The 20,131-nt window shown below is 37.0% G+C and carries 18 protein-coding genes; 12 read left to right on the top strand and 6 right to left on the bottom strand.

Going from position 1 to position 20,131, the window contains the following annotated elements; genetic code table 11:
• The first annotated feature begins 1 nt into the window (after position 1).
• The 3 genes from IMO47_RS04110 (at position 2) to IMO47_RS04100 (ending at position 3,390) form a co-directional block, all read left to right on the top strand.
• Complete coding sequence (locus IMO47_RS04110) at positions 2 to 1,198, top strand: site-specific integrase (protein ID WP_196077566.1); 1,197 nt, start codon at positions 2 to 4, stop codon at positions 1,196 to 1,198.
• 59 nt (positions 1,199 to 1,257) lie between these two features.
• Positions 1,258 to 2,361 (top strand): DEAD/DEAH box helicase, encoded by a 1,104-nt coding sequence (locus tag IMO47_RS04105; protein ID WP_242052596.1) that lies wholly within the window; start codon positions 1,258 to 1,260, stop codon positions 2,359 to 2,361.
• Positions 2,362 to 2,784: 423 nt separating this feature from the next.
• A complete protein-coding gene (locus IMO47_RS04100; RefSeq protein ID WP_196077850.1) occupies positions 2,785 to 3,390 on the top strand; it encodes a hypothetical protein in 606 nt (201 codons plus the stop codon).
• Between the two features lie 272 nt (positions 3,391 to 3,662).
• Here IMO47_RS04100 and IMO47_RS04095 read toward each other — a convergent pair whose 3' ends face one another.
• Positions 3,663 to 4,850: an MFS transporter gene (locus tag IMO47_RS04095; protein ID WP_196074404.1), complete on the bottom strand. Its 1,188-nt coding sequence runs from the start codon at positions 4,848 to 4,850 to the stop codon at positions 3,663 to 3,665.
• Between the two features lie 133 nt (positions 4,851 to 4,983).
• On the opposite strand from IMO47_RS04095, the gene IMO47_RS04090 reads away from it, so the two are divergent.
• A complete protein-coding gene (locus IMO47_RS04090; protein ID WP_196074405.1) occupies positions 4,984 to 5,568 on the top strand; it encodes a TetR/AcrR family transcriptional regulator in 585 nt (194 codons plus the stop codon).
• 308 nt (positions 5,569 to 5,876) lie between these two features.
• On the opposite strand, the gene IMO47_RS04085 is transcribed toward IMO47_RS04090, so the two are convergent.
• Positions 5,877 to 6,407, bottom strand: coding sequence for a porin family protein (locus IMO47_RS04085; protein WP_196074406.1), 531 nt, complete (start codon positions 6,405 to 6,407; stop codon positions 5,877 to 5,879).
• Between the two features lie 459 nt (positions 6,408 to 6,866).
• Positions 6,867 to 7,973: an OmpW family protein gene (locus IMO47_RS04080; RefSeq protein ID WP_196074814.1), complete on the bottom strand. Its 1,107-nt coding sequence runs from the start codon at positions 7,971 to 7,973 to the stop codon at positions 6,867 to 6,869.
• 865 nt (positions 7,974 to 8,838) lie between these two features.
• Between IMO47_RS04080 and IMO47_RS04075 the strand changes: the two genes are divergently transcribed.
• Positions 8,839 to 9,402 carry a 1-acyl-sn-glycerol-3-phosphate acyltransferase gene (locus tag IMO47_RS04075; RefSeq protein ID WP_196076919.1) on the top strand — a complete coding sequence of 188 codons (564 nt, stop codon included), beginning with the start codon at positions 8,839 to 8,841 and terminating at the stop codon, positions 9,400 to 9,402.
• Positions 9,403 to 9,508: 106 nt separating this feature from the next.
• Positions 9,509 to 10,258: a YebC/PmpR family DNA-binding transcriptional regulator gene (locus IMO47_RS04070; RefSeq protein WP_196076918.1), complete on the top strand. Its 750-nt coding sequence runs from the start codon at positions 9,509 to 9,511 to the stop codon at positions 10,256 to 10,258.
• Positions 10,259 to 10,872: 614 nt separating this feature from the next.
• On the opposite strand, the gene IMO47_RS04065 is transcribed toward IMO47_RS04070, so the two are convergent.
• The gene (locus IMO47_RS04065; RefSeq protein ID WP_196076922.1) at positions 10,873 to 11,346 is read right to left on the bottom strand and encodes an Lrp/AsnC family transcriptional regulator; all 474 of its coding nucleotides are present in this window, start codon (positions 11,344 to 11,346) and stop codon (positions 10,873 to 10,875) included.
• 249 nt (positions 11,347 to 11,595) lie between these two features.
• Here IMO47_RS04065 and IMO47_RS04060 point away from each other — a divergent pair, with 249 nt between their 5' ends.
• The 5 genes from IMO47_RS04060 (at position 11,596) to IMO47_RS04040 (ending at position 15,129) form a co-directional block, all read left to right on the top strand.
• Positions 11,596 to 12,378, top strand: coding sequence for a HesA/MoeB/ThiF family protein (locus tag IMO47_RS04060; RefSeq protein ID WP_196076917.1), 783 nt, complete (start codon positions 11,596 to 11,598; stop codon positions 12,376 to 12,378).
• 39 nt (positions 12,379 to 12,417) lie between these two features.
• Positions 12,418 to 13,716, top strand: a complete 1,299-nt coding sequence (locus IMO47_RS04055) for an AarF/UbiB family protein (protein ID WP_196076916.1) — start codon at positions 12,418 to 12,420, stop codon at positions 13,714 to 13,716.
• 102 nt (positions 13,717 to 13,818) lie between these two features.
• Positions 13,819 to 14,199 carry a dihydroneopterin aldolase gene (gene folB / locus IMO47_RS04050; protein WP_196076921.1) on the top strand — a complete coding sequence of 127 codons (381 nt, stop codon included), beginning with the start codon at positions 13,819 to 13,821 and terminating at the stop codon, positions 14,197 to 14,199.
• Positions 14,156 to 14,593 (top strand): 2-amino-4-hydroxy-6-hydroxymethyldihydropteridine diphosphokinase, encoded by a 438-nt coding sequence (locus tag IMO47_RS04045; RefSeq protein WP_196076915.1) that lies wholly within the window; start codon positions 14,156 to 14,158, stop codon positions 14,591 to 14,593. The genes folB and IMO47_RS04045 overlap by 44 nt, the downstream gene beginning before the upstream one ends.
• An 11-nt stretch (positions 14,594 to 14,604) precedes the next feature.
• Positions 14,605 to 15,129 (top strand): hypothetical protein, encoded by a 525-nt coding sequence (locus tag IMO47_RS04040; protein WP_196076914.1) that lies wholly within the window; start codon positions 14,605 to 14,607, stop codon positions 15,127 to 15,129.
• 121 nt (positions 15,130 to 15,250) lie between these two features.
• Here IMO47_RS04040 and coq7 read toward each other — a convergent pair whose 3' ends face one another.
• Together coq7 and IMO47_RS04030 are read right to left on the bottom strand one after the other, a co-directional pair.
• Positions 15,251 to 15,886 carry a 2-polyprenyl-3-methyl-6-methoxy-1,4-benzoquinone monooxygenase gene (gene coq7, locus IMO47_RS04035; protein ID WP_196076913.1) on the bottom strand — a complete coding sequence of 212 codons (636 nt, stop codon included), beginning with the start codon at positions 15,884 to 15,886 and terminating at the stop codon, positions 15,251 to 15,253.
• 1 nt (position 15,887) lies between these two features.
• Positions 15,888 to 17,207, bottom strand: a complete 1,320-nt coding sequence (locus IMO47_RS04030) for an MFS transporter (protein WP_196076912.1) — start codon at positions 17,205 to 17,207, stop codon at positions 15,888 to 15,890.
• A 175-nt stretch (positions 17,208 to 17,382) separates the two neighbouring features.
• Between IMO47_RS04030 and IMO47_RS04025 the strand changes: the two genes are divergently transcribed.
• Positions 17,383 to 20,109 carry an autotransporter assembly complex family protein gene (locus tag IMO47_RS04025; protein ID WP_196076920.1) on the top strand — a complete coding sequence of 909 codons (2,727 nt, stop codon included), beginning with the start codon at positions 17,383 to 17,385 and terminating at the stop codon, positions 20,107 to 20,109.
• The last annotated feature ends 22 nt before the right edge of the window (positions 20,110 to 20,131 follow it).

Raw genomic sequence — 20,131 nt, 5'->3', positions numbered from 1 at the left:
CATGAACACATCGTTTCCACTTAAATCATCAGCGAGTTTTGGGATGTCACAGTTATTCAATATCGAACAACTCACGCTACCAGAGGATAAGTCCAAAGTTGAAATCTCGGTTCCCCATGTGAAAGGACTAAAAGTTGTAATTTCGAATGTAAGTAAGACCTTTATGTTCAGAGCTGTCTTTAAGGGAAAAAAGATCAGCACGACATTAGGTAAATATCCTGAAGTGTCCTTACAGCAAGTAATTAGTATTGTCGACAGCTACCAACTTATGTTGAGTAAAGGCATTAATCCTCTAGAGGAAAAAGCACGTATTGAAAATATCCCTAAGCTTGCAGATTTCTTTTATAAGGTCTACATGCCTATGGCGAAGTTAAATAAAAAGTCTTGGAAGGATGATGTTTCAAGGTTCAAGAATCACATTGAACCCACTTTAGGCAATATCCAGTTGAATCAGATTACAGCAGCAATGCTTAGTGATTTGATGCTTGAAATCAAAACCGAAGATCGTGCCAACGCAACAGTCAATCGAACACGAGCACTTTTAAGTAGCATGTTTAATGTGGCCTTTGAACGAGAGATCATCGAGCAGTCTCCGATGAGCCGTGTCAAAAAACTGGTTGAGCAGAATCAGATTGAACGTTATCTCAGTGATGATGAGCTAAAACGTTTAATGCATGTTCTCGCCAATCACCATGCTCATGATATCGATAACCAAATCATTGTCGGTATTGTGGAAATGCTGCTATTGACTGGTGCTCGCAAAGGTGAAGTGCTGAATCTTAAATGGAGTGATTTGGATGAGAACAACCATCTTTGGAAGCTCAATGAGAATAAATCTGGTAAACCGCGCATTATTCAGCTCAATAGTGAAGCTCAGCAAGTGATTCGCAAGATGTCACGAAAGTATGTGTATGTGTTTGCCAATCCGAAAACTGGACTGCCTTTTAATGATATACGAAAAACTTTCCAGAAAATTCTAGAAGCAGCTCAGATCGAAAACTTTCGTATCCATGATCTACGCCACAACTTTGCCAGTATGGCTGTGAATAATGGTTGTGACATTTATGTGGTTCAACATCTGTTAGGGCATGCATCACCAACCACGACTCAGCGTTATGCACATTTACGCCAAGATACGCTGCGCAATGCTTCTGAAATGCTCGCTGAACGTATCAACAACGCTCGTCCAAATCTCTAAATCTTAATTTCTACTAGTGTCAGGGCATATCGCAAATCGATATGCTTTATGGAGTTCTCATGTCTAAAATTTCCTTGCAGCTCAGTGTTAACCAATTTTTAACTTCATTAGGTATTAAAATTGAGCCAAATAAATCTACTTTCTTAGTTGCACCAACGGGTGCAGGAAAGACCACGTTCACTATGGAGGAGTTAAAAGCTCAATTCAAACTGGTACTCATTCTAGTGCCTACTCAAGCTAAAGTTATGGAGTTACAGCACGAATATTCAGGAAAAACCAAAGTCGTTTCTGAGTATTTGTTTTTTTGTGCAAACGAGAACCCAGACGATAGTTTGCGTAAGTTCAAAGGTGTCATTGTTGCAACCTATGATAAATTCGACAAAATTATTAAATTAATGTCTGATTCTCAAAAGAAAGCAGCTTTATTAGTCATTGATGAAGCCCATAAATTATATTCTGCTGGCTCATTTCGGGATGATGCTTTAACACCTGTGATTTGGCATCTACAAAAACGTTCAATACCTACTAGCCTATTTCTAACTGCGACCAAAACGACAGAGCTATTTGATCAGCTTAAAATAGATATTGATCAAGAAATTTATGTGACGCATCAAAATCCTCCTGTGCGTGATATCCGAGTGACATCTCTACCCAAAGGGGACCAATACACAGCAATCGCTATAATTGAGCAGAAAGTTAAAGGTTTGCTTAAAACATCGGATTCATCGAAAGGGAAATGCGGTAAAACGATTATTGTGCGCATCAATTCAAGAGATAAGTGCGAAAATATGAAACGCTATTTTGAGCAGCGTCATAAGCTCAAGTGTATTGTGGTACACAGTAAAACCAAAAATCAAAGTGAAGTTAAAGCAGTTTTTGAAACACAAAAGATTCCGACTGGTGTAGATATCGTATTTACAACCTCTATTATGGATGAAGCTGTTAACTTGAATAATCCTGAAATTGAAATTGATTCAGTTTTTATTTTAGGTAAACAGGCTCATGTTGAAGAATTGGTTCAATTTATTGGCCGATTACGAATTGCAAATGTGCCTTGTCACATCTTATTACACACAGGTCTGTCTAAGACTAATCAAGACCCTAAAAAGCTACACTGTAAGCACCAAAAACGGTTGAATGACTTTATTACTCGTGTATTCTAGGTTTTAAACTAGACATAACGTCTTACTTGCCTCACATGAGTGGAAGCATATTTATTCAAGATTAATTTTATCGGATATAAGTAATTGGAAAAAAGATCCGAAAGAATTGTATTTTATTATTTATTTCTAATGGATTAGATTGATTAGTAGATAGTCAGGAGGATGCATATAAAAAGTTTTTTAGAAAATAAACACCCTGATATAACTAAATCCTCGAAGAAACTCGTGAATTTTAAATAGTTTGAACACTCATATGGATTAAAGTTTTCCAATTTTTAAGTGCGGTATATGTATAAAGATCATGATTTTGAATTAAAATTTAAATTTGCTCAGGCTTATCAGCTTATTTATTGTTTTAAATCAATAAACAGCTCCTGAGTAGAACTGATTACTTCCATATCTAGAAAAGGGTACTTGCGTTAAATGATACCAACAAAGATAACTGTACTTGCAAAATTAATCTGTTTTCTTCAATTATTAATGATAATGAGCTTTTGTTATGCAGGTGATTGGCAGAAGCAGATTATTTCGGATAATTTCAAAGCGGTCGATAGTTTGAGGCTTTATAGCGATTCTGGCCATGAGGCAATTAGGCTATATCAGAAAGAAGGAAGTTTTGCTAAAGCACTGGGTTATCATGAAAAAGCTGTATTTTTAACGCTTTCCGTCACATTAAATGATGATTCGGGGGGCAACAAAACAGAACAACTCATTGATTCTAGTCAGCCTATATATGTCAGTGTGGATGGCGGTATGAATCAAAAAATGCAATCAACAGACTTTGCAGATGAGGGATTAAAAGCCATGCAAATTTTGTTTGTTGCGACCAATCCTCAGGAATCCTGCGGATTGATGGAAGCGTTAATACATTCTAAAAAATTTACAATCAGTTACCAACAGTTTGATTCTCCTAAAAAAGTTAACATTAATTTTACAACTCCTGAAAAAAATGAGTTGATCTATGAACTGTTTAAGTTGGATCAGGCGAAAGACTGCCTAAAATCGAAAAGATCATCAACAGAATCTTGAGCGTATTCTTATTTCAGTTATTTGAAATTAAAGATTTTATAGATCAATTCTAAAAAATGAACTTCAACTTGAATAATTTTGAAGTTCATAAGAGATTTAAAGTGAAAAATGCGCTGTCTCAAATCATTTAAAAAACATCATTTAATCTAAAAAGACTGAATCTAAAAGACTTTTCAAAGGAAGCATTGTTTTTTCTATTATTAGGATTCAAGTCTCATGATTTATTTTTAATGAAAGGTTATTAGCTGTATTGACTGATTTTAAGCTGACAATCATTGATCATGTCTTAAACGGTAATGTCCAAATATTGCAAGGATAAACACGACTGCACCTGCACCCAAGGCAATCAAGAATCCATAATCCAAACCATAATGATCGAGCATTTGTCCAGAGCTTGCCGCACCCAATGCAACACCAATATTTAGTCCAGCCAATAACCATGTCATCGCCTCAGTTAAGCGATGTTTAGGGACAAGACGTTCTACCAATGACATTGCTACAATCATTGTCGGTGCAAAAAATATTCCAGCCACAAACACAGCACATGTCAGGATAATGATACTGTCGATCCAGACTAAGGGAAGGGTTGCTAGAGCTGTAGCAGCTCCGCCACATAATAAAAGTCGATGTAAGGGGATTGAGAGTTTTATTGCGCCGAACCACAGACCGGATAGACATGATCCCAGAGCATAAGCAGAGAGCACTAGACTCGCGGTGGCTGGTTGAGAAACTGCCTCAGCAAAGGCGACACTCACGATATCCACAGTACCCACAATAACGCCCATGCTCAGCATAAATAAAGTAAGCAAACGTATATTTGCGACTCGGATAAGCGATCTGGAATTCGACGGGTGAGTATTTAACCGATCCAATTCAGGTTCGGTTGCACGTTGCAGAACCAATACAATAACGCCAATAATCAACAATATGATCGCAACGATTAAGCTGGCTTGAGGAAATAAAATAATAGATAAGCCTACAGATAAAGGCGGTCCAATAATAAATGATATTTCATCGAGTACAGTTTCTAAGGAATAAGCCGTCTTTAGTCTGAAGTGATCCCGATAAATTTCTGTCCAGCGTGCTCTCACCATTGCAGATATGCTTGGCATAAAACCTGCCAAAAATGCTCCAATAAATAAGATCCAATCAGCAGTCTGTTTCCAAGCGCTATAAATCAGGATAACAAAACCAACGCTGCTGATGATCGTTGCGACTGGAAGTATGCGACTTTGTCCATAGTGATCCACCAGCTTTGATGTGTGGGGTGAAATCAGCGCATAAGTTAAGACAAATGTAGCTGATACTATACCTGCAAGGGCATAACTATCATACAGCTTAGAAACCATGAGGATGATTCCAATACTGCTCATCGGCAAAGCAATACGTGCAATTAAACCTGCCACTGTGAATGTAGTCGTATGGCGTTTTAAAAATAAATCTCGATATGCATCAATCATTCGGTCTTCCTAAAAATGATTTCTTGTAAAGCTACAAGGATTTTGTAAAATACATACGCTGCGTATGAATAAAGCATACAATCATACGTAGCGTATGTAAATATTCATACGAAATGTATGTAAGGAGTTTTTGATGGTCCGTCGTACCCGTGCTGAAATGGAACAAACCCGAGCTGCTTTGATTGCAATGGCACGTATAGTGTTTAGTGAAAAAGGCTATGCAGAGACGTCAATGGATGATTTGACTGCTCAAGCAGGCTTTACCCGTGGTGCGCTCTATCATCATTTCGGCGATAAGAAAGGGCTTTTAGCAGCGGTTGTGAAACAAATTGATGGCGAGATGGATCATCAGTTACAGTTGATTTCTGATCATGCTGAAAATACTTGGCTTGGTTTTAGCCAACGTTGCCACCGTTATTTAGACATGGCTCTAGAGCCAGAGTTTCAACGTATTGTTCTCCTTGATGCCCGTGCAGTTTTAGCTGGAAGCTCATTGGAGTCACAAAAAGCCTGTATTCACTCGATGCAAAAACAGATTGAAAAACTTCTTCAAGAAAATGTGATTGAAACTGTTGACCCACAAGCAATGGCTTCTTTAATTTATGGCAGTCTAACGGAAACAGCATTTTGGATTGCTGATGGCGGTGATAATGTGCAAAGATTAGTACATGCACGAGCAGCTTTAGATTTATTATTACGAGGGCTGTTGATCAAGTAAAATTATGATGTATTTAATCCTGCGGAATATTTTGGATTGTTATAATACGAGAGTTTAATTTTAAGAATTGGATAGCATGTCTATTATGTCCGCTATCTTCATTTTTAAATTTTTGATTTTTTGCGAAGCGAAAAAAAATTACTCGGGAAAATTTAACAAAGATATTTTATTTAAGTGCTTAAAAGAATTTTAAACAGGTTGCTCATATTAAGTGATTGGATTATCCGTAGAGTGAATCATTATATAGTTTTACTTTGTTATATGATTTTAGAAAGAAGGATATTTTATCCTTCTTTCTATTGTTAAAATTAGAAGTTATATTTTAATTGAAGATTCACACCATTAAAACCATCAAAAGCGCTAATGTATGTGTATGCTAACTCAGCTGCGATGTTCTTGTTAAAGTTATAACCGCCACCCGCTTGAATAATCACCCCGGAATCATTTTCACTTTCAGAGACTTTATATCCTAAAAAATGAGCATCTACATCAAGATCAACACGTGTGTATCCAACCATGCCTTTAGCATAGAAATTGTTTTCCAAAGGATATTTACCCGTTAAAGCAATCCCATAGTATTGAACATCTACATCAGTTTTAATGCCGATATCTTCAAAATCTTCATCAACTTTAATGTCATTTACTGATTTGTTCCAGAACGCTTCGGCTCCAATATATTGGTTGAATTGAACACCCGCATTGAGTCCCAAAAAGTGAATATCAACATCATTATCTAAATATGTATAACCAGCGCCTACATAAGGTTGAATTTCAGAATTGGCTGCATGACTGGTTATTGATAGAGCACCTAAAATAGATACTAAAAGTAATTTTTTCATCTTTTTTCCAAAGTTTAGTCAGTATAGTTGAAAATTTTTAATGATATATATCTGTTTAAAAATTTTGCATATAATGAGATTGTTGATATGAAATTGCAACAAATTTTAAAAAAATATTGTTTTTGATGTTTTGTTTACTTGATAAGTAGTCGAATTTTATTTTTTTAATAAGTTTTTTAAATTTGGTTTTTTTGTATTATATTTTTTTAATTGTATTATTTAATTTTACTGTTCAAGTATTTTTATGGAAAAAGAAAATCTATTTTTTATAAAGTAACGTTGGTTGATCTTGATTGTATAGAGACAGAGTAAGAGAGAAAACTCATTAAAATTACAGATTTTAGAGAATTAAACTTAATTTATTTTCGAGCGTAATGTATTTTTAATAAGTGATAATTGAAGTCATTTTCTAACGAATATAAAAATGACTTCAATTTTTATGACTTTATAAAGCAAAAATCAGAAGCGATAACCCACACCAAGATAAGTGATAAGTGGATCAATCTCGATTTTTGTTTTTGCTTGTATTAATTTGGCGTTGTTATTGGTATTCACTACACTGATTGTGGCGGTATTATCCAATTTAGCATATGAAATAGAGGCGGTAGCAAACCAATTGGTTTTAAAGTCATAGGTAAAGCCAGCAGTGACAATCGGTGCAAGCGCGTCTGTTGCATCGACTTTAACTTTCATATTGCCACTCGATGGTTTACCTTCAAGTGAAGCACCGGCATGACCATCATGAATGTTTTGGATCATATGTCCAGCATTGACCAAATCATTCTTAATTCCTGAATTGATTTTAATGTCATTGAAATAAGCGTACATAACGCCTGCGCCGACGAAAGGTCTAAACTTATTTACACCAGATTTTCCAAAATAATACTGCGCTTGAATTGCAGGTGTCCAGGCTCTTGCAGACGCAGCAGTGTTATAGCGATCTAAATCTGTAATCAAAAGATTGTTTTTTAAGTATAGATCGCCAACCAAACCCTGAAGCGGTTGAGATGTAGCGGTGAAGGGTGCATATACAGCGCCTTTGCCTTTTAAATCAACTTTAGGTGGAACACCGCCAATCAATTGAACAGCAACATTGTCTGTAACATTATAGGTAAACATCAAACCGAGGGTATCAACATCTTCAACTTCTAACCCTGCGTTAGATGTCCAATTGGCAATACCATTGATTTCAGCAATTCCTGTCAATTGATCAATCAAAGTGGGGTCGTCTGCCATGATAATGTCGAGTAAATCATCAAATAAATATCGACCTTCTGTGTTACTTGGGGCATTGAGTAATTCGATGAGTGTTGGGTCCATTGCATTAATGCGAGATTGATCAACATTATCTAAAATAGTCTGACCTGAAATTACCCCTACCGCTGCCTTGGTATTTGCACCAACTGAGGTATTGATTCTAAACGGTTGTGCTTTTCCCAGAGAGGTCATATGCAACCAGCCTGTAGAAACAGAGAAGCGTTTAAAATCTTCAGCTTGACTTACCCCTGCAAGACACATTAGTGAAGTTGTGACGATGGCTTTTTGCAGCATCATTTTTGTTTTCATTAGATTCATCCTTTTAAAAATCATCATTGTCTTCTTGACAATGAGGTATTTAAAATTACATAAAATAATCAATAAGTAGAGTAAAAACTCTAATTTATAAATGTAATTAAGACTAAAAAAGTAATGAAAAATAAAGTATGAATAATATATATAAATAAAAATCAGAAATTTATTCAAAAAAATTATATTTTTTAGTTGATTTTTTATACAAATAAAATATTGCAAAATAGTGACATAGTTTTACTTTTTGATAAATTAACATTATTTTAGTTGAGAGTTAAGGATTTAAAAATAAATTAGTATTTCTAAATTTATTTTTAAGTTATGTTATTTTTCAGGTAAACTTTATATTAAATAATTGATGCTAAAAATAACTCGGCATACAGAAAATACTAGAGCAATAATAAGAACGGATTAAATATGAAATTCTCTTCATAGGATAAAACAGAAGAATGTTTCATAAATTACTTTTAAATTGATGTTGAGTTCGCTGTTTTTAACATGGATAGACATTCGGGCTATCTTGAGAAATAAGCATATCAACAGAAGGATATAAAAGGCTTTATTCTTCAATCTTTGGTTTATGTTTTAAATGTTTTATTTAAAATTTTTACATTATCAGGGATTCACATCCGTTTAAAGGTATCAGGTTGTAATGCCTATACCTCTGCCTCTGAGCATGATAAATGTCAGACACTTTGCAAATGTGTATAAATAAATTTATTCATACTGTGGTTGGTTTAAGAAAAGTTGATTGTGCCCATATGAAAATATACAAGTGTAAAAAAATAAGCGTAATTGTGATTGTTTTTTTTTGCTTTTGCTTAGACAATCCTCGAATTAATTTTTAAGGCATACAGGTTATATGAAAAAGTTTCTGGGAGAACTTACCTTCAAGCTCTCTGGCTGGTCTTATGAAGTAGATCAAAGTGTACTTGAAAAAAAACAAGTGATTATTGGTTTTGAGCACACTTCTATGATGGATGCTGTTCTTTCACTTGCTATATTTCAAATTTATAACATCAAAATCCATACTTTGATCAAGAAAGAACTATTTAAAGGACCCATGAAACCCATTTTGGAAAAAATTGGTGGAATTCCTGTCGATCGCAAATCAAATAAAGACATTGTTGCGCAGATGGTGGAATTGTTTCAAAGTCAGGATGAATTCAATTTGGTGATTGCGCCTGAAGCGACACGGGCCGAACGTGGTGAAGCACGTAAGCCGATCCGTACGGGTTTTTGGCATATTGCAAAAGCAGCGGGTGTACCGATAGTTTTAATGTACGCAAATTCAAAAACCAAGCAAGGTGGAATTTTTGGAAAAATTTATCCAACTGATCTAGATCAAGATCTCGCACAAATTAAACGGTTATATAAAGAGCATACAGGATTGGATATTGTAATTCCTGAGCCAAAAAATTCTTAATTTGCATCAAAACTAAAAAATAAGCACTTTCTCATAAAAAAGTGCTTATGTTAGAATTGCTGCAATTTGATATGGCATAAAGCCAATCTACAGGAGCATATTTCGCATGGCGGGTCATTCCAAGTGGGCCAATATTAAGCATCGTAAAGCAAAACAAGATGCGACGCGTGGTAAAGTTTTTACTAAATATATTCGTGAATTAACCACAGCTGCCAGACTCGGCGGTCCAGATGCAGGCAGTAACCCTCGTCTACGTGCTGTTGTTGAAAAAGCACTTTCTGTCAATATGACACGTGACACCATCAACCGTGCAATCCAACGCGGTGCTGGTGGGGACGATAATGATGATTTAAAAGAAGTCACTTATGAAGGTTATGGTGTGGGTGGTGTTGCAGTTCTCGTGGAGACGATGACCGACAATCTAAACCGTACAGTGCCAGATGTTCGACATTGTTTTTCTAAAACCAATGGTAACTTAGGTACAGCAGGTTCTGTTGCATACTTGTTTACAAAGCGTGGTGAAATTACTTTTGAGGATGTTTCTTTAGAAGACAAGATCATGGACATTGCTTTAGAGGCAGGTGCTGAAGATATCGAAGTCGATGAAGATGAAATCTTGGTGATTACTACCCCTGAAACATTTGGTGATGTACAAGATGCTCTAACGGCTGCGGGCTTAAAGTCTGACAATGCAGAAGTGGTCATGAGCCCTTCAACCAAAGCATTAATTTCAGATGTAGATCAAGCTAAACTGATTGTGAAAATGATTGATATGTTTGAAGATTTAGATGATGTTCAAAACGTATATACCAACGTTGAGTTTACAGATGAAGTTCTGGCTGAATTAGAAAATTAATTCTGATTTTTACAAAAGAAGCGCACTATCTAGTGCGTTTTTTTTATGGCTCGATTTCCTTTGTTAAATATGCTGTGGGAAATAATCTATAATAAATAAAATCAATAACTTATCGTTGTTTTTTAGCTGCAATGATCAGAGGCGTAACGATTTACTTTATCTCTATAACGCATACATCCTAAGTTTTGAAGCTTGAATAAGTCTTAATTTATTAAACATAGAAGCATTTAATCTATCGTATATTTAACATTTACTTAAAAATGTTTGACTTGTATCTCATTTTTGATTAATTTTAGATGAACGGTTGATCATTCAAACTGATTCATTCTTAAGGATAAAAAGTGCTTGTAAAATATAGAGATAAATACATCAATTCAGCAAACATCAAGTTTATGGAAGTCGAAACCATCCAAGGGAATATCCATCAGGCGAAAATTTTTTTTATTGATGGAAGCAATATCGATTTAAAGTTTATTGATAAAGTGCAGTTTGATTCATTTCTACTTAAATTAACAAATAACAATTAAAGAAATTCTGGTTTGAAAGCATGACATACCCACATAAGGGGAGGAGAGATCCTTCATTTTTGTAGAATGTCAGCACAGAATCAGCAACTAAACCCGATTCAATAAACCGGTACAGTTAAATACTCGATTATATTCTTTGATCACAAAGCTTGAGTGTAGTGCAACCACATGATCAATTTTACCAATACGTTTAAGTAAAATCTCACTGTAGTTTTCCATATCTTTAGCAATGACTTCAACCAAAAAATCTGCGGTTTGTCCCGTTACTAAAAAGGCATTGATTACTTCTGGAATATTTTCCAGTTCTTCTAAAAATTTTGCAAATGTATCTGTGTCATGTTTACTGAGTGAAATCTGTAAAATCACATGGAGCTTAAAGCCTAATTTTTCGAAGTTAATATCACGTTTTAGATTGGTCATGATATCCGTTTCAATCAAATGCTTGATGCGGCGGTGTACTGAACTCACCGATAGATTTATACGTTCTGACAGTTCATTTAAGTTAATATCTTCATGGGTTAATATTTCTAATATTTGTTTGTCGTAACGGTCAAGTTCCATAGCCATACTCAGTGTGAAATTTTTTTCTAAACTAATGTAGAATGAAATTTATAAATTTTCAATATTGAAATAATACTTGAAAAATATTTGCGATAAATAAAATAAACCAGCAACTTTCTACTTTTGATCCGCAGTTGAGCAAATACTGTTGTTCAAGCAGTTATTTTGGGTTCAATTTTACAATGTTCTACGTGATAAACCTTGAAAATGTTATATTGCATATGGGTAGAGTGGAATTGATGTTAGTACATGATGGATATGGATTTAGAACTGAACGAATCTGAAATGTATCTTTATTCACGCCAGATTTTATTGGATGGCTGGGATTTAGAGGCGCAGGAAAAATTAAAGCTCGCCAATATTCTGATTGTTGGCTGTGGTGGCATTGGTTGTATGACAGCTGAGCTGTTGGCGCGCGCAGGTGTAGGTAAAATTAGTCTGATTGATGCAGATATTATAGAAATGAGTAATCTACAAAGACAGATTGCTTATGTCGAGCAAGATATCGGTTTCTATAAAGCAGAAATTTTAGCCAAGCGATTGCGACAGATTAACCCATTTATCCAAGTGGAACATCATACCATCCAACTTGATCAGCAGAACGCACAAATGCTTATCTCACAACAAGATTTAGTGCTTGATGGTTGTGATAACTTTGCTACACGTTATCTGGTCAATCAAACCTGTACACATGCTCAAGTGCCTTTGATTAGCGCATCAGCAATTGGTTTTCAAGGGCAGTTGTTTATGGCTGAAGGGAATTCAGCCTGTTATGAATGCCTATTTCCCAAAGAGCAACAGCAAAATGAAAATTTACGCTGTGCCGACACAGGCGTATTGGCAACAACGCCAAATGTTATCGCCAGTTTACAGGCTCATCATGCACTTTTATATCTAGGTCTGGGAAAGACACCACTCAAGCAAAAATTATTGCTTTGGGATGGTTTAACAATGAAACAACGAATTTTAGCCTTTGAAAAAGATCAAGATTGTACAAACTGTCAGCTTAGCCATACTGCAAATGCTGATTAATTTGTTAAACTCCAACAAACTCAATTTAATGTTGACATTATGAAAAATAATATCTTTCTCGATGGTCTGCGTTCAGTCGCCCGCGTTGGGGAAACGGCTGTAATTGCAGCGAAAGCAGGCATTAAATATGCCACAGAAAAACCCAGTAATGCCAAACTGATGCGTGAAACCTTTGAATCATTAGGTTCAACGTATATTAAATTAGGTCAATTTATTGCCAGCACACCCTCATTATTTCCTCGTGAGTATGTTGAAGAGTTCCAAGGCTGTTTGGATCAGACGCCTTATTTACCATTTAGCTATGTGAAAGGGGTGTTGGAGCAAGAGTTCGCGGGGCGTGACTTAGCAGAGATATTTGCTTCTATTGATGAAAAGCCATTGGCCTCAGCATCCATCGCCCAGGTACATGCTGCACGTTTAGTTACTGGCGAAGATGTAGTCATTAAGGTACAAAAGCCAGGCGTTGAAACCATTCTTTATACTGATTTAAATGTCTTGCATTGGGCGACCAAGGTTTTGGAAAAAGCCATTCCTAAAGTTAAATTTGCTTCTTTGGCCGATATTGTTGAAGAAATCAAAACACGTATGGTTCGTGAAGTTGATTTTATTGAAGAAGCAAAAAATTTAGATGATTTTGTCAATTATCTGAATATTTCTCGCAATACTGCTGCGACAGCACCTAAGGTATATCACCAATTTTCAACACGTCGTGTACTGACCATGCAACGTTTGTATGGTGTACCATTGACCGATTTTGATGTTGTCAAAAAAGTTGCCAAAGATCCTTCACAGGTATTAATTACAGCAATGAATACTTGGTTTGGCAGTTTAATGCTGTGTCAATCTTTCCACGCAGATTTACATGCAGGCAACCTGATGTTGCTAGAAGATGGACGAATCGGCTTTATCGACTTTGGAATCGTTGGACAGTTAAAACCGGAAGTCTGGCAAGCATGCATGGCATTTATGGATGCATTGCAAAAGACCGATTACAAGTTGATGGCTGAAAATATGCTGCAAATGGGCATGACCAGTACCCAAATTGACACTCAGGTTTTAGCAGATGATTTGGAGCGTTTATTTAGTGGTGTATTGCTCGCTGATCCTCAGCAAATCATGACTTCGAATCCATCTGATCTTAACGATATCATGATGGATATGGTTGCTGTCGGAGAGCGTCATGGTATACGTTTCCCACGCGATTTCGCTTTACTGTTCAAGCAAATGCTGTATTTTGATCGTTTTATGCGAGTGCTTGCACCCTATACGGATATTTATGCTGACCAACGTTTACAGATGGTTCAAAATATCGACCCGGCATCATTATTAAAGCATTAATATTAAGCGCCCCTTGTGAGAAGTATTTCAAAGATTTGACTCAAGTCTTGGTCAATACATTTTCGCAAGGGTTTTTCATTGAACAAGAGAATTTTTTTAATCATGGATGCAATTATTATTGAAGGTTTGAAAGTCGATACTGTCGTTGGCTGTTTTAACTGGGAACGTCAAATTATCCAGCCTTTAATGCTTGATCTGCATATTCAAACGAATTTAGAGCAAGCTTCAAATTCAGATGAACTTGAACATACTTTAAATTATGCAGAGATTTGTGATATTTCAGCCAAAGTGATTCAAGATGCTGCCCCAAAATTGATCGAACATGCTGCGAAACTGGTATTAAATGCGCTTTTCACTACCTTTCCTGCAATTGAATCGATTATGATTACCATCCGTAAGCCTGCTATTATCCCGCAAGCAAATTCTGTAGGAATTCGTCTTGAACGCCACCGAAACGATATTCGCTCTAGCGCTAGCCAGTAATAATCAACCACAACATCATTTTCAAAAATCGCTGACTCAAATTAAAAAACTGGGAGAAGCAGTTTTTTCTCCTATTTATTTAATTCCCTGTCGTGATGGAATTGGTGCGGATTATTGGAATGCTGCCTGTTTATTAAAAAGTCATTTGTCTGTCGATCAGATGATTTTTCAATTAAAACAGATGGAAGCAGAGTCTGGACGTACCCGACCATCTCATCATATTTCTTTAGATATTGATTTAATCGCTTGGGGAACCAAGTTAAATACGATGCATTTTAATCCCAAAAAACTTCCACTGGCTTTAGACGTTAAAATTCCAATGTTTGATCTTTGGCAAGATGCCCGATTCAGCTATCCACCTCATCAATTTCCAGTGATTGATCTACCCGCATAAGGTGAGTACATTTGAACATTCAATCAATGATTTTAATGAGTGCTGCATTATTATTAACAGCCTGTACAGCGCTTCATGAAAAATCACTCCAACAGCCTGAGCTTTCTTCAAGCCGTCTGCAGTCATTGCAACAGCGTGACATACATTTAAAACAGCAAGTAGAAGCTTATACTCAGGGGCAGTCTACATTCAATGTCGCATTCAATGACCTGAATCAAGATGGAATTGAGGATGCGATTGTTTTGCTTAATGGACTGGATTGGTGTGGCTCAGGTGGTTGCAGTATGCTGGTCTTTAAAGGTGGAGAAAATCAGCAGTTTGAGTTTTTAAGCAAAACAACTTTGGTAGACACACCTGTATATGTGACCAGTTATATGCACAACGGTTGGAAGCAACTATTTATATATACACCGAAGCATGGGCAAGTGATGTTAAAATTTGATGGAAAACAATATCCCTTCAATCCATCTTTGTTGCCACTACAAACTGCAAAATTGGCTCCGAATAGTGCCCAATTGATATTTGGCGAAGAGTGATATTCAATCTAGGTAAATATGGGTTTTGTTCCGCATTTAACTATTCATAACGCTTAATGTGTTGAAAAAAAGATGTTAAAAAATAAGCCCAATTCAAGGGCTTATTTTTTGGATATTGTCATTAGATATAATAACTGGTCTTGGTCATCAGTTTGGAAATGGCAGTCATGGTAATTTTAACAGGGATTGGAAGTTCAACACCGCCCGCGGTTAAAGCTGTATCACGATGATGTAATTCGTCTTCATTCATCTGTACCAAGATCTTACGCGAACGTTCATCTTGAGCAGGGAGTTGACTGATATGATGCTGCAAGTGAAGACTCACTTGGCGTTCAGTTTCAGCCACAAAACCCAAACTGTATTTGTCGCCAGCGATCCCTGCAATTGCCCCCATACCAAATGAAAGACCGTACCATACTGGATTGAGTAAACTGGTATGACTGTCCAACTCTTTTAAACGGTCCTCACACCATGCCAAATGATCTTGTTCTTCAATGGCAGCAAACTCCATTTCACGACGGACATTGGGAAGTTTTGCGGTGAGGGCTTGTCCATGATAAAGGGCTTGCGCGCAGACCTCACCACTGTGGTTGACCCGCATTAAACCTGCTACATGGCGTGCTTCACTGACAGCCAGTTTAGTTTCAGTCTCAGTGGATGGATTGGCTCTTTGTGCAGATGTTGCTCCAGGAACTAAGCTTCTTAACGCTTGATCAAAAGAATGAATCAATTTATCAATGCCCGTATATTGACGCATATTAGTCCTCCAAAGAAACTTGAGTGGTTACGATTAAGGGTTTTAAACGAATTAATAACCATGTGCTAAACAAAGCACTTAACACAGCAGTTATGCAAAATAGAATTTTAATATCTATTTTTAATATACTTAAGATGATAATGGAAAAAATCGCCGATGAAACCATGAATATTGCATTAAAGATATTATTCGCAGCAACAACGCGCGCTCGATGTGATTTTGGTGCATACGCCTGCATCATGGCATACAGGGGGACGATATAAAAACCTCCACTAATTCCCAGTAAAGTCACAGCCAACATTACGTGATAGTATGGGGCGCCAGAACTAAACATATCTGTAACGGAAATCAAGTCACCGGTACGTTCAGGAACAAAAGCCAGACTGCCTGCAAGGTAAACTGCAAATAAAGTTAAGCCGATCGCACCCAGCGGTACCATTCTGATATGCACTTCAGCTCCACCGATTTTGCGGCACAGCAATGAACCAACACCAATCCCCACAGAGAAAAATGTCAGGAGCAGACTCACTACATTTTCATTGCCATGCAGGTTTTGTTGGGTTAATTGAGGGATTTGAGTAAGGTAGGTCGCACCATAGAACCAATACCAAGAATTACCTAAAAGTATCATAAAAATTAAAGGCAAACTTTTTGCATAGCGGATGGTTTCAAAACTGGTTCTAAAGAAATTCCAGTCAATCTCCAGATCTGTATTAGAGGTTGATTGTTTGAGAATAAAGCGACTCGATACATAGCCCACAGCTGCGATGGAGACAATGGTTAGACAAATCCAAATCATATGGCCTTGAGAGAGTGATATAACTGCACCACCCAAAATCATCCCGATTAAAATGGCTATGGATGTTCCAGACTGAAATAAGGCATTTCCTGACATTAACTCATTTGGTTTTAAAATTTCAGGCAGAATTGCATATTTAATTGGACCAAAGAAGGTGCTGTGCGTACCCATCAAAAACAAAGCAAACAGTAATATCCACAAATTACCCAGTAAAAAACCTGCCGACGCAATCAGCATAATGATGATTTCAAGAATTTTAATGTTTCTAACTAAAAATGAACGTTCATACTTATCTGCAATTTGACCCGCTGTCGCAGAAAAGATGAAATAGGGCAATATAAATAGAAGTGCGGCAAGGTTGTTTAAAGTGCTGACACTTGCTGATTGTTGCTGAATCCATCCATAGGTAATGACGAGCAATAAGGACTGTTTATACACATTGTCGTTTAAGGCGCCAAAAAATTGGGTGAGGAACATCGGTAAAAAACGTCGGGTCCCTAAAATATGCTCATTTTTTTCCATTGTTGAAGACTTCATTTAGTTATATATAAGAAATGTGTTGAAATGGTAACTATCTCTCAAAATCATGTATCATGTTTTTACCTTAAATCATGTGTAAAACCAATTGGTTTGAGTATTTGAAAGATTTTTAATCATGGATCTTTCTACAAATAAATTTAGGTCATTCGAGCGTGGTATGCCAGCAAAAATTAATTTTAAAAAATCTGTGCTTTCACATAGTGTTCATTTACACTTTGATCGTTATCATATCAATAAACTGATATGTTCAAGTGTTTTTTTAAGTATTTTTGTAGTACCTGTGAGTTACGCAGAGCAAGCACAGAATAATCAGAACATAAACTCAAATACTGTAAACATTACACATGATCAAGAACAATTAGAGTCGGCAGCAAGACAAGAAGGGTTGTCGAACGAGAAAATTGATCAACTCGATGAGAAAGTCAAACAGGCTCAACAGCAGCCTGAACAATTTGATAGTGTAAAGATGCTTGAACAGCAACAGCAGAATATTGGTGCTCAGGATGATTTCAAACCTATTGAATTTGAAGACTTGGAAGATTTGCCCGCGGTCAGTGTAGACCCATCAATGGCAAATGAAATTTACAGTGTGGCAGAACAGGCTAAAACCGAAGCACAAAATTTCCGTAATGGCGTGAGCAAAACGCCTGAGGTCGAAGTCAGTAACGCCACGCAACAAGAGTTAACCGAGATCACTCAGGCTCCTGTCAATGTTGATCAATTGATACAAACCATTCGTGCAGATAACCAAATTTCTGTCCAAGAAAATGAAGCGGGTAAAACCCTGGTTGATCATAGCGCAAACCTTCCCGAGGAAGAGCAACCCAAAAAAGGTTTCTTTAGAAATCTTGTCAGTAAAATTCGCGGACCACAGGACAATGGTGCTCCAATTGCAAAAATCAGTGTATCTGTTTCAGGCGCACCACCAGTTTTGGCAAACAACTTAAAAGCCAAACTCAGTACTTTTACTCAAGAAGCTTATTCTGATTTTAATGGTTCAGTGCCTCAGCTGCGCACACTTGCGGTTCAGGCGGCACAAGCTGTAGGCTACTACAATGCACAATTCAGGTTCAGTAAAATTGATGATAGTCATTTAGGTGTTAAAGTCACTCCGAATGATCCAGTTAAGGTCACTGAACAAAATATAGAGTTTACAGGTCCTGGTGCAAATCTTGCCCAATTCCAGGTGATTGGTGTATTACCTGACTTGGAGGAGGGTGATGTTCTCAATCATGGTTTATATGAAACAACAAAAACCCGAATAGCGGATGCAGCATCCAATAATGGATTTTTTGATAGTTATTGGCGTTTACATGATGTCAAAGTGGAGCAACCACAAAATAAAGCGCAGATTAATTTAAAGTATGAAACAGGCGAACGCTATAAATTAGAAGATGTCGAGTTTAGAATGAGTGACCCTTCTAAACCGTTACCGATTGATTTAAAAATCTTAAAAACTTTGGCGCCATGGAATGATGGTGCAGATTATACTGCCTGGCGTGTCAATGGTCTGGCAAATAACCTGACCAACTCTCGCTATTTTAATTATACGCTTGTAGATGCAGTTAAACCTGATGCGATCGTAAAACCATTGGAGCTACCGGCAGATTTGCAAGCTTTGGTCGATCAGGAAAATGTTGCTGAATCAACTTTTGCAGCACAAACAGATGCTGATAAGGCACATCTATCAGATAAAGAAGTTACCCAGAATGTAGTCAATGAAAATCAATTTGCCGGGACTCAAGGGGAAGAAGCCAACCCAAATTTAAAACAGCTTCAAGCACAGCAAAAAGAAAAAGAGTCTGATGAGGATCAGCTCAAGGATAAAGCGCGCGAAACCAAAAAAATCCCTGTGATTGTGACTTTAAATGCGGATCGTTTAAATAGTCTGGAAACAGGGATCGGTTATGGAACAGATACCGGTGTCCGTTTGCGTGGTCAGTATAGACGTGCCATTGTCAATCATCTGGGTCATTCCTTTGATGCCAACATGGAGTTGTCACAGATTCGTCAATCGATTGATGCGCGTTACAACATTCCTTATAAACATCCTTTAAATGATTATTTCAGTTTGGTTGCGGGTTATGAACGAGAAACTCGTGATGGTATTGGTAATGACATGGACCTGGTTATTGAATCTGCTGTTGCTGGGGTTGACCGCATTATCAAAGGATCACGTAAAGAGTGGCAACATATTTTGGGTGTACGCTATCGTTTAGACCGCGTCACACAAAATGGACCAGTCGATATTGCCAATATTCCTGACGCATTTTTGATTCCAGGCTCTGATCAAGAGCAAGAATCGTTACTATTAGGTTATGAAGCAACCAAAACAATCAGTGATAACCGTGTAAATCCAACACGTGGCTATAAACAAAGTTATAAAATCCAGCTAGGCAGCCAGTCATTACTGTCTGATACGGATATGGCAATCACCAGCGCTGAATGGAAAGGTTTGTATTCTTTTGGCGAAAATGACAACCATCAAATTTTGGGTGGTTTGAATGTGGGCTATATTTTTGCCAAAGATTTCGAAAAAGTACCTTATAACTTAAGATACTTTGCAGGCGGTGATCAAAGTCTCAGAGGTTTTGACTATAAAAGTTTATCGCCTGTTGAGTATGGGTATAAAGTGGGTGGACAAGGCTTAGCGGTAGGGTCTTTAGAATACAATTATCAATTTAAAGACGGTTGGCGTGGTGCTGTATTTAGTGACTTCGGTAATGCTTATGACAAGTCATTCAGCAATGATACAGAATATAGCGTAGGTGTGGGTCTGCGTTGGAAGTCACCGATTGGTCCGATTCGAATCGATGTTGCATCCGGCATATCTGATCCCGCGAAACCGATTCGTTTGCACTTCTTTATTGGTTCGCAACTTTAATTAACTAAAAATATAAGAGAAT

The organism is Acinetobacter sp. Res13-Abat-PEC15-P4-01 (assembly GCF_015676285.1).
Lineage (GTDB): Bacteria > Pseudomonadota > Gammaproteobacteria > Pseudomonadales > Moraxellaceae > Acinetobacter > Acinetobacter nematophilus.
This window is presented reverse-complemented; position numbering and strand designations above follow the sequence as displayed.